At 39.5% G+C, this 11,134-nt stretch carries 7 protein-coding genes and 1 tRNA gene; 5 read left to right on the forward strand and 3 right to left on the reverse strand.

Translation table 11 applies throughout. The features are described 5' to 3' along the window. Positions 1 to 13: 13 nt before the first annotated feature. Complete coding sequence (rlmB, locus tag HMPREF3230_RS00180) at positions 14 to 1,012, forward strand: 23S rRNA (guanosine(2251)-2'-O)-methyltransferase RlmB (RefSeq protein WP_075522993.1); 999 nt, start codon at positions 14 to 16, stop codon at positions 1,010 to 1,012. Between the two features lie 78 nt (positions 1,013 to 1,090). Further along, a complete protein-coding gene (locus tag HMPREF3230_RS00185) occupies positions 1,091 to 2,863 on the forward strand; it encodes a hypothetical protein (RefSeq protein ID WP_075522994.1) in 1,773 nt (590 codons plus the stop codon). Positions 2,864 to 2,873: 10 nt separating this feature from the next. Here the strand turns inward: HMPREF3230_RS00185 and HMPREF3230_RS00190 are convergent, their stop codons facing one another. Both HMPREF3230_RS00190 and HMPREF3230_RS00195 read right to left on the reverse strand, forming a co-directional pair. After that, on the reverse strand, positions 2,874 to 3,584 hold the full coding sequence (locus HMPREF3230_RS00190; protein ID WP_075522995.1) for a nitroreductase family protein: 711 nt from the start codon (positions 3,582 to 3,584) through the stop codon (positions 2,874 to 2,876). 184 nt (positions 3,585 to 3,768) lie between these two features. Then, positions 3,769 to 5,946, reverse strand: coding sequence for a S1C family serine protease (locus HMPREF3230_RS00195; protein ID WP_230955883.1), 2,178 nt, complete (start codon positions 5,944 to 5,946; stop codon positions 3,769 to 3,771). A gap of 458 nt (positions 5,947 to 6,404) precedes the next feature. On the opposite strand from HMPREF3230_RS00195, the gene tgt reads away from it, so the two are divergent. From tgt to HMPREF3230_RS00210, 3 genes are all read left to right on the forward strand, one after another. Further along, positions 6,405 to 7,706, forward strand: a complete 1,302-nt coding sequence (gene tgt, locus HMPREF3230_RS00200; protein ID WP_075522996.1) for a tRNA guanosine(34) transglycosylase Tgt — start codon at positions 6,405 to 6,407, stop codon at positions 7,704 to 7,706. Positions 7,707 to 7,826: 120 nt separating this feature from the next. After that, a tRNA-Leu gene (locus HMPREF3230_RS00205) sits at positions 7,827 to 7,909 on the forward strand. A 532-nt stretch (positions 7,910 to 8,441) separates the two neighbouring features. Continuing rightward, on the forward strand, positions 8,442 to 10,700 hold the full coding sequence (locus HMPREF3230_RS00210) for a HelD family protein (RefSeq protein WP_075522997.1): 2,259 nt from the start codon (positions 8,442 to 8,444) through the stop codon (positions 10,698 to 10,700). Positions 10,701 to 10,927: 227 nt separating this feature from the next. Here HMPREF3230_RS00210 and HMPREF3230_RS00215 read toward each other — a convergent pair. Further along, a partial coding sequence (locus HMPREF3230_RS00215) for an LPXTG cell wall anchor domain-containing protein (protein ID WP_155642854.1) occupies positions 10,928 to 11,134 on the reverse strand: 207 nt, incomplete at its 5' end.

Below are 11,134 nucleotides of genomic sequence, written 5' to 3' on the forward strand. Positions count from 1 at the left end.
TGAGAATGGAAATATGACTACGAAAAAAGGACCAACCAAGGGCTCTGGTGGGAAACATCGCAATGCATTACGCGGTAAAGGGCCTACTCCAAAGGCAGAGGATCGCGTATATCACAAGGCTTATTTTGCAAAGAAAGCAGCAATAAAGCGAACATTTGCAGATCCTAGATTAGCAGCACGCAGAAGGGTTGATAAGATGGCTGCTGATTCAGATGAAACAGTAATTGGTCGCAATGCTGCATTGGAAGCTCTACGCGTAGGAGTTCCAAGCACTCAATTGTATATAGCAAATAGGATTGAGCATGATGATCGCACTCGCGAAATCGTGAAGTTAGCAGGCATGCAAGGATTGCGGTTATTAGAAGCAGATCGATTGGAAATGGATCGCATTGCTCGCTCAAGCAATCACCAGGGGATTATATTAAAGATTCAGCCTTATAAATATTATTCTCTTCAAGAGCTTGTAGAGAAAGCTGAAAAAAGAGCACGCGCTATGCAAACTGTGGATTCAGCAGAAGTTCGCATAAATTCGCGCCCACTGTTTATTGCTTTAGACGGAGTTACAGATCCACAGAATCTTGGCGCTGTAATCCGCTCAGCAGCTGCCTTTGGAGCTAATGGCGTGATTCTTCCAGAACGCAGGAGCGCTTCTGTAACAGCTGCAGCTTGGAAAGTTTCAGCAGGAGCAGCAGCACACTTGCCAGTAGCTAGAGTTGTAAATTTGAATAAAGCAATTGACGGATTACGCGAACGTGGGTGGTACGCAATTGGTCTTGATGGCGGTGGAGATAAGCTAGTAGGAGAAACCGGATTTGAAACCGACCCTCTAGTTGTGGTTCTTGGCAGCGAAGGTAAAGGCATGAGCAGATTAACGCGCGAAGCTTGCGATGCTATTGCTGAAATACCTATTTCTAGCGCAGTTGAATCATTAAATGCGTCTGTTGCAGCTGGAATTAGCTTATATGCAATATCTAATGCTCGCAGATTGGCAGCGCTCAAGGAAAATAAATAGAAAATAAATAGAAAATAAAATAATCAGAAAATAATAAGAATTAGAAATAATTAGAAATAATTAGAAAAAGAAAAATTTATGAACGAGAAAAATTCCTCCACTCGTACGCATTTTGCTTATATTGAGTGGTTTTCAAAGCATGCCCGTACTCTTACATTCATTGCGTATCTTGCTGTTATTGCGCTCGTAATGTGCTTCCATGAGCCATGGTTTGATGAAGCTCAAAGTTGGCTTATTGCGCGCGACTCATCTTTTACTGATTTGCTTTTACTCCGTCCGCATTATGAAGGACACCCACCACTGTGGACTTTACTTCTCTCAATTCCAGCAAAAACTGGCGTTCCATATGAAATCGGACTTAAAAGTATACAATTTTTGTGCTCTGCGCTATTCGGAGGATGGCTGATTTTCAAATCGCCTTTTAATCGCACAGCTACGCTTTTACTACCTTTCACATATTTTGTATGCTTCCAATATGGCGTAACAGCACGCCCATATGCTCTACTTTGTGCAGGATTGCTAATGAGCGCTAGCTATTGGAAAAATCGCAATTCTGAACCTTGGAAATTATCTTTAACTCTAGTATTTTTGTGCCTAATAAGCGCGTACGGAATCGCACTAGCAGCAGGATTTGCTTTAGCTTGGATCTTACAAGCAATATTATCTTCTGGAATACAAAAAGTTTTTAAAGAAATTACTTGTAACACACAAAGATTTATTTGCTGGATTTTAATAGCAATTGTTGGAGTTCTAAACACAGTTTGCATTTGGCCTGCATCAGACGCATTTGCAACAAGACCTACTCATGATGGCAATTCTAAAATCATACAATGGCTATCTTTTATTTTTGTGATGCCTTCTGAAAGCGCTTTCACATCTTTCTCTAATGACGTGTCTTTAAGACGCATGTCACTAAGCGTACTTGCGACTTTGATTTGCGTAATAATATCTTTAATTATGTGGATTTTTGTAATTCGCATTTCTAGCACAAGGCACACTCTTAGCACGCTGATACTCCCTTATCTCATGCTTTCAATTGTTGCAACGAAATACTTTACTTTGCATCACAGCGGAATCGTGTTCACATTTTTCATTGCTCAAATTTGGATTTGTGTTTCGCAAAGTCCACTAGAGCTTAAAGATATACCTGGTTTTATTAGGAATCTATGCAAATGCTCAAAATCTAACACAGAATCTAACACAGAATTAACTTTGGACTCTAGCTCAAACTTGAGTGAAAGCTCGAATTTAAGCTCAAGCAGATGTGTAAGATGCACAAGATACGCAAGTAGAACTATTTCGCGTATTTTGATTCTCGTTTTGCTTCTTCCAAGCATTATTTGGAACGTATGCGCATGCGTAAACGATATACGATTTGATTACTCTGGATCTAGAGCGCTTGCAAATTACATTTCAAAGAACAACGCTTACAATAAGAGATGGATGGGATCCTGGCTGCATACTGAAGCAATTACAGATTCAAAAGGAAATTCTATTTCTCCAGAAACGAATGATTTACGCCAATACTCATGGCAATTAGTGACTGCTAATCCTTATTTTGCTAAGAATCTTATTAGCTGCAGTCATAAAAATTCTTCGTTTATAACTAACGAATTGCCTACACAACAGCAATCCGATGAAGATATGTCATCATGCTCATCAAAGAAAGAGCCCGATTACTTTGTAACTAGCTCTAACGAACCGTGGTACTACTTCTTGGCTTTAAACTACAACATCTCGCATTATAAAAAACAAGATATTGCGCAAATTGAAACAGCTTGGAAGTCAAAACTTATACCAGGAAAAGTTACTGTATATAAGCGCGGAAATCCTAAAAGCTTTATAAAGTAAAGGAATAGATTTATAAAAGCTCGATATTTGGATGCTTAGCTCTGAATTTGTTCACAGGAGAATCGCTTGCGTACCCAAGAGCGAATCCTGTGAGCAATTCATAGTTTTTTGAAATATCATATTCCGCATCCAGCGGGCTTCTCCAATTTGCTAATACACCTAGAGGGCAAGAATCAACTCCCTCAGACTTAGCTGCTAAGAAAAGCGTTTGTAACATCAATCCTGCGTCCATTGCTGAAAAAGGCATGAAATCGCTTCTAGCAAAAACGAATCCGATTACAGGAGCTCCGAAAGCTTCAAAATTGCGTTTCATATGCGCATTTCTAGCTGCAAAATCATGTCTATCAATTCCTAAATGAGCATATAGAGATAAACCTAATTCAGCACTACGCTGTTTCAAATCATCCGGATACGGCTGCATAACTGGAACATCTCCGTCTGGAGAAGATTGTTCTTCCAACGCTTTTCTTTCATACTCACTTAAAGATTTATCTTTAGATTTCAGCATTGCATCACATTTTTCTAAATAAGACTTCACAATGCGATTCTTGCGCTCACCTTGTGCAATCGCGAGCGCATATGGTCGCGTGTTGCTCCAACTTGGTGATTTAGATGCAGTTTTAAGTATTGAATCCAATATGTCTTTGCTTATTGGAGTATCGAAAAAATCGCGTGCAGAAAATCGCGACTCTGCTAGTTCTGCAAAAGTTTTATAAGTCATATGTATTATTTTATACCTTTGTTTACGAAACATACTGTTGTTGACTGATTTTGTGAAGCGCGTTTCACAAATACAAATACACCCCGATAGCAAGCAAATTATTACTATCGAGGTGCATTATTCTTAACAACTAACGCAATCTGGAAATTAAACTAGAACAATCCAGCGCGCTTAGCACACTAATTTACCAGAATCCGAATGGATCAAAAATTCCTCCATCGTCATCGTCACCGCGCTGCTGAGAATCGTCATCGTCATCCCCGTCATGCTTATTTTGCTTAGGTGCAGGAGCAGGAGCAGGATTTTGCGAATCCTGATTATCTTTATTTCCTTGATTATCTCCGCGCTGAACACGAGAACGAGGATCTTTTCGAGTTTCACCCATTACAGCAGCTTCTTCTTGATTAAATACAACGTTCAGCTTAATAGTATTATTTCCTCTTACAACCGTAAGAGAAGCTTGACCATTCAACGCTGTTGCACGCACGTATCCTAAAAGCGAATAATTACTCGAAACAGGCTCACCATTAAACGCAACTATTGTATCTCCTTCGCGAAGTCCAGCTTTAGCAGCAGGAGTTCCAGCTGTAACAGATACTATTTGCGCACCACCTCTAGAAACATTGTTAGATGTGACTAAAGCATTTCTAATCGTAATTCCTAAAGCTACGTGTTTTACAGAACCATTTTTAATAATCTCGTCTACTACTCGCTTAGTTAAATTAGAAGGAATAGCAAAACCGATTCCTATAGATCCAGGCACGCTACCTTTAGATGAAGATGATGCGATAGACGAATTGATTCCGATAACTTGACCAGCAGCATTGAATGTAGGACCACCAGAATTACCAGGGTTTATAGCAGCATCTATTTGCACAGCATCAGTAACAATCTCAGAACGAGATTTATCGTCCATAACCGAAACAGGTCTATGCAAAGATGAAACAATACCAGTAGTTGCAGTATTAGAGTATCCTAAAGGATTTCCAATAGCCATCACCGCTTCTCCAACAGCCAACGAATTTGAATCAGCGAATTTCACAGGCTGAAGATTTTTAGGAGGATTTACTATTTTCAAAACAGCTAAATCGGTTGTCTTATCTGTTCCAACTACTTGTGCTTTGTATATTTCCCCAGTAGAAAGCGTCACTTGAATTTGCTCTGCACCGGATACTACGTGATTATTTGTAACAATATGACCTTCTGTGTCAACAATCGCACCAGATCCTTTACCTTCCATATTTGCTGAGCGCATTTGTATTGACACAACGGATCTATATACATTTTTCGCAACAGTTGCCCAATCAGGAGCATTGCCGCCCTTGATTATTGCACTACCCTTTCCTCCTGTAACTGCGCTTGAACCTAATCCAGAAAGAGAGCCTGATTGCGGCAAAGATATGAGTCCATTATTGATAGCAAAAAGCGTCATCACAACACATATGATTGCAGAAACAGCAGCAGAAATTATTGCCACCATCACATGAGAAGCAGCAGAATTAGAACGATTAGGATTTGCTTTTATAGGAGGATATTCGTTATACTCTGGCAAATTTCTGATTTCATTTTTCAATCTTTCTTGCAAGTCATCATCTGAATCTGAAGAATCACCAGCTGTGTAGCCCATTGGCTGGTTTGAATTTGCACCAGAATTTTGAGCATATAGCGCAGGCTGAAGTTGATTTAGATCACCTTGATTTGAATCACCTTGTTCGCTTAATTTATCTGAACTTTCACTGTAGTTATCTAAATCATCCAAATTGTAATAAGGGTTTCCAAACTGAGGAGCGCTGCTATTGTTTTTAAAACCGTTATTAGAAGATCCATTATATTGTGGCGAAGAATACGAAGTAGAATTCTGCAGATTTTCAGGAGGAACAGGCGGAAGTGTATTCTGCAGATTCTGAGAATTAAATGGATTTTGATTGTTTAGGAAAGGATTCTGCAGGTTCTGAGAATTTTGAGAATTTTGATAATTTTGCGGATTTTGTACAGCATACGGATTTTGTAGATTCTGCAGGTTCTGAGAATTTTGAGCATTCTGAGAATTCTGCGCATTCTGCGATTGAGTTCCGGCAGCTGCAAAAGAATTAGATTCCGTGTTAGTAATCCTGTACGCACCATATTTTGGAGCAAGTCTGTATGTTTGAGGTTGATTCTCTTCCGATTTACTTTCTACAGAACGACTTTCGCTATATTGCAATTCAGCTTTTACATTATGATCTTGATTTGCTTGATTATCTGAATCTGCTGCGTTCTCTTGAATTACAGTATCGTCATAGTTAGCTTGACCAACTTGACTAGCTTGATTCTCATCAAGCTTTTTCTCATTGCTATTGTTGCCATACATATCTTCTGCCATAAACACTCCTTAAAATTCTTCCACCAACTTCCACTAATAATAAACCATGTTGTTATTAAACTATACAGTTCTCTATGTTAATTATTTGTGTAATTTATGTACACTGCGCGAACGCTTCTATACACGCAATGCTTATACTCATCTATCAATCACTTAATCTTACTAATTAGCTCTAAGTAATTTATAATTTGAAAACTCCTTAAAACAAAATCCCACACAAAACTCATCTCTAGCTACCTCTCTAAGATCACTATCTCTCCCTAAACTTTCACTCTTTCACTAACTTTCACTCTTTCACTCTTTCACTATCTCTCGCTATCTCTCGCAAACTCAAAACCCTCAAAACTCCATTTGCTTTTTGTAGCTTATATCTATATATTCATTAAAATGCTTAAAGTTTTGTGAGCGAATCCTTTAAATTAACTGTGTTATCTGTAAAAAGTAATAGAGTAAATCATATGAATAATCTTATTGAGCATCCACGCGGAGCTGAACCAAATAAGCCTGGCGACAGGAGCGAGTTTTATTTCACTTCTAAAACTCGTCTTCCAGATAGTGAAAATGGCAAAGGACTTAATGGCGCTAGATATGGAAGAACCGGCATAATACATACCCCTCACGGGGATATTCACACGCCTGCATTCGTTCCAGTCGCAACTCAAGCTGCAATGAAAGCAGTACTACCTGAAACAATTAAAGACTTAGGCGCGCAATGCATGCTTTCCAACGCATTCCACTTATACGAAAGACCAGGCGCAGATACTTTAGATGAAGCAGGTGGATTAGCAAAATTCATGAACTGGAATGGTCCAACTTTCACAGATTCAGGTGGATTCCAAGTTCTCTCTCTTGGAGCTGGTTTTAAGAAAACACTTGCAATGGACGTTACAGGCATGAAGTCAGATGACGTTATTGCAGAAGGCAAAGAGCGAATGGCTTTCGTAGATGAAGATGGAGTAACATTTAAATCTCCTCTTAATGGAGCTAAACATAGATTCAGTGCTGAAATTTCTATGGGCATTCAACATAAACTAGGCGCTGATATTATGTTTGCTTTCGATGAGCTTACAACTCTAATGAACACTCGCCATTACCAAGAAGAATCTGTTGAACGCACTTTCCGTTGGGCAAAGCGCTGTGTTGATGAGCATAAGCGTTTAACACAAGAGCGTTTAGGAAAACCTTATCAAGCGTTGTATGGCGTTGTTCAAGGAGCAAATTATGAAGATTTGCGTAGACGCGCAGCTTCGCAGATTGCTTCTCTTGACTTTGACGGAGTCGGTATCGGTGGAGCAATTGAAAAGCGCATTATTGGAGATACTTGCGCTTGGATTTGTGACACTATGCCAGAGAATAGACCACGTCACGTACTTGGAATAGCAGCAGTTGACGATATTTTTGCTTGCGTTGAAAACGGTGGAGATACTTTCGATTGTGTAGCCCCTGCTCGATGTGGACGCAACGGTGCTATTTTCACTCGTCACGGAAGATACAATGTAAAACGAGCCGATTTTAAACACGATCAAGGTCCTCTCGAAGAAGGATGCGATTGCTACACTTGCACACATTACTCAAGAATGTATGTAAATCATTTGCTTCGCGCTAAAGAAATGAATGGATACACTCTTGCAACAATCCACAATGAGCGATTCTTTGTAAAACTTCTAGACGATATTCGTTCTTCAATTGATAATGGATATTTCGAAGAATTTAGAGATGAATCATTAGCTCACTATTATGAGAACGGATCTAAAGGATAATAAAAACCGTAAGACGATAGTAAGAGGATAATAAGAGGATAATAATGCCAACACGCTTATGTTTATTTGAGTATTTTATTTGCTAAATAAACATAAATATGGTAGCTTTATGCTCTGTATGCGAACGTGGCGGAATGGTAGACGCGCTGTCTTCAGGTGGCAGTGAGCGTATGCTCATGCGGGTTCAAGTCCCGCCGTTCGCACTCTTTGTAAATTGTTGAAAAATCAGCGTTCTTCGCCTGTTATTACACCTTAAAAATAGTCTAAATGTGCAAAAAATGTGCAAAAAATAATCAAAAAAGCAAAAAGCAAAAATCAAAAAATAAGCAAAAACAACGTGTGTAAAAACATAATGCGCAAAAACAAGCAAAAATAATCACAAATAAATAACATATAAAAATAAACAAAAAATAACGTATAAAAAATAACGTATAAAAAACTCATAAATAAACACGAATAAACACAAATAAATAACGTGTAAAAAGACTCACAAATAAAATCACAACCTAAACCGCAAAACTTGCGAAAAATCAACTCAAAAATCGCGTGAGAGATTAAAATTCTAGCGTCATAGTCGAAATTTACGTATACGCCTCGAGATATACTTAAACGCCTAGTTTTAAGCACTAAGATACTCTTGCGAACGCAATAACTTATGTACGCAAGGCTCACAGCAGCACTGTAAAACTTGAAAAGCAAACGATAGCAGATTGATACCAACTAGAACGGACCAAAATGTCTACGTACTCCTCACAAATTAGCGAAGAACAAGACAATGTGAATCGCGCTTACGCACGTCTTGACGATTTACGCAAAGATGCACGCACTCGACTTGACGCAATACGCGCAGCAGGATCTCACGGTTCACCTACTCAGCGCACAGAACGTGATTCTTTTGCAACAATGTATGAAGATCGCCTAATGCAATTGAGAGCAGTAGAAGATCGCCTTGTTTTTGGACGCATTGACAACAATTCAGGAGCTCGTCATTATATCGGTCGCATTGGTTTACTAGATAAAAATTTAGATTCGCTTTTAACAGACTGGCGCGCAGAAGCAGCAAGACCATTTTATGAAGCAACTCCTTCACACCACGCAGACATAGTAATGCGCCGTCATATTACACTTCGCTTTCGCGATGTTATTGGCATTGAAGATGAAGTTCTTGACGTTGATTCAGATGAAGTAAGCAACGCGTCTGCTCAAGGAACGCTAACAGGCGAAGGCGCGCTACTCGCTTCACTTGGCTCTAGAAGAACTGGCAAGATGACGGATATTGTTGCAACAATTCAAGCAGAGCAAGATCGCATTATTCGAGCACCACTAAATCGTCCTATTGTTGTTCAAGGCGGACCAGGAACCGGCAAAACAGCCGTAGCTTTACATAGAGCAGCATACTTGCTTTACACGCATAGAAGAAAACTTGAAAACTCAGGAGTACTAGTTGTAGGACCTAGCAGCGCATTCTTACGTTATATCGATCAAGTCTTACCTTCTTTAGGTGAAACTGGCGTTGTAAGCAGAACAATAGCAAACTTGATTCCTGGAATTGAAGCAACAGCTGAAGATAGTCCACAAGTCGCTAAACTTAAAGGCATGTTCCGAATGCACTTAGCTATTTCGAATGCTATCGAAGCTAGAATTCGCATTCCAAAAGATCTTCCTACTGTTCGCATAAACGGTTTTGCAATACAACTAAAGAAAGAAGATATTTTACAAGCACAATCGGATGCTAAAAGCGCTCATCAGCCGCATAATATCGCTCGCAATACGTTTGTAAAATCAGTGCTTAGCGCTTTGAAAAATCGTTATATAGAGCAGCTAGATTACAATCCTGAAAATTCAGAGCTTGATGACGTTATTTCTCAATTGCGTTTAGACGACAAAATCCGCATAACTCTTAATTTAGCTTGGTTGCCAATGAACGGAACTTGGCTTATTGATCAATTATTCTCTAAAGGAGAACAATTACGTGCATGCGCTCCATGGCTTTCTGACGAGCAAGTTAAATCTTTGATTAGACCTAAAGGTAGTCCTATTACAAAATCGGATATTCCTCTTCTAGACGAAGCTATGGAATTGCTTGGACCAGATCCTAAAACAGATAATCGCAACCTAGCTCAGCAAGCTCAAAGAGAATCTGAACGTCAAATTGCATCAGATACTTTAGCTCAAGCTGGGATTGGAAATGGTCTTGTAACTACGGATATGCTTCTTGACAATCTGAATGGATGCGATTCAAGCATGGCTGCAGCGCGCGCGGCAACAGATCGCGAGTGGACTTATGGGCATATTGTTGTAGACGAAGCTCAAGAATTAACTCCAATGGAATGGCGGATGCTTGTACGCAGATGCCCTTCGCGCTCATTTACGATTGTTGGAGATGTTGCTCAAACCTCTGCTCTTGGCGGAACTCATCGCTGGAATGCGAGTATGAATCCTGTTTTTGGAAAAGATAATTGGGATTTGTACGAGTTGACTATAAATTATCGCAATCCACGCGAAATTTCTGAAGCTGCAGGAGATTTAGCGATTAAATCCGGATTATATATTTCAACCGTTAGCGCAGTTCGTTCTGTTTCTGGATCTTTAGTGATGCAAAATTATGATAATGATTCAGATTTGAATACTTCTCTTGCTAAATATTGCGTTGACTTGTTCCATGAATTCGTATCTGAAGATGGCACTGGTCGTGTAACTGTTATTGCACCTAAATCAATGCTTAAAAGCACGCAAGAGGTTGTTTACAATGCTCTTAAACAAAATATTTCAAGCGAGCAATGGGAACAGCTTAAAAGGCAGATTTCTGAAAACTATGGCGATGCTCAAGTTAGCGTGTGTAGTGCTGAAGATGTAAAAGGCTTAGAGTATGACGCAGTTGTGTTAATTAAGCCTGAGTTGATTGAGGAAGAGGCTTGCTCACGCTTGAGCGCTGCTGCAGATGTGTATGTTGCTATGACTAGACCAACTCAAAGGCTAGTTGTTTTACGGTAGGACTCTGGCTGGCTTTTACGTGTTGTTCTAGCTGTCTTTAGTGGGGATCTGGCTGGTTTTAATGTGCGGCTCTGGCTGATTTCTACGTAGTGCTCTGGCTGATTTAGATTTCTCTGCAGATTTTATTTACTTTTCTCAAACTGAATTAAAAGCTGAATTAAAAAACTGAAAATCCCTAGCAGCCTTTCGACAGCTAGGGATTTCGTTTAACTAAGCGTTTTTATGATTTAACGCTTGCTATGCTTGCGTCTAGTAGACACAATTCCTATTCCCATAGCAGCAAACAATGCGCTAAAGCTTGCAAAGAACGTTGCATTTAAGCCAGTATTTGGCAACTTTCCATTAGCATTATTTTGGGAAGAAGAATTAGCATAATCTTGCAATGCTGCTTTAGCGTCACGCAATGCTTTCAAAGCTGCATCAACTTGAGCCTG

Source organism: Gardnerella vaginalis (assembly GCF_001563665.1).
GTDB lineage: Bacteria > Actinomycetota > Actinomycetes > Actinomycetales > Bifidobacteriaceae > Bifidobacterium > Bifidobacterium vaginale_A.

What these genes read in the sequence shown, in the direction of transcription:
- rlmB (WP_075522993.1), top strand. Translation starts at nt 14, where the DNA reads ATGACTACGAAAAAAGGACCAACCAAGGGCTCTGGTGGGAAACATCGC.
- HMPREF3230_RS00185 (WP_075522994.1), top strand. Translation starts at nt 1,091, where the DNA reads ATGAACGAGAAAAATTCCTCCACTCGTACGCATTTTGCTTATATTGAG.
- HMPREF3230_RS00190 (WP_075522995.1), bottom strand. Translation starts at nt 3,584, where the DNA reads ATGACTTATAAAACTTTTGCAGAACTAGCAGAGTCGCGATTTTCTGCA.
- HMPREF3230_RS00195 (WP_230955883.1), bottom strand. Translation starts at nt 5,946, where the DNA reads ATGGCAGAAGATATGTATGGCAACAATAGCAATGAGAAAAAGCTTGAT.
- tgt (WP_075522996.1), top strand. Translation starts at nt 6,405, where the DNA reads ATGAATAATCTTATTGAGCATCCACGCGGAGCTGAACCAAATAAGCCT.
- HMPREF3230_RS00210 (WP_075522997.1), top strand. Translation starts at nt 8,442, where the DNA reads ATGTCTACGTACTCCTCACAAATTAGCGAAGAACAAGACAATGTGAAT.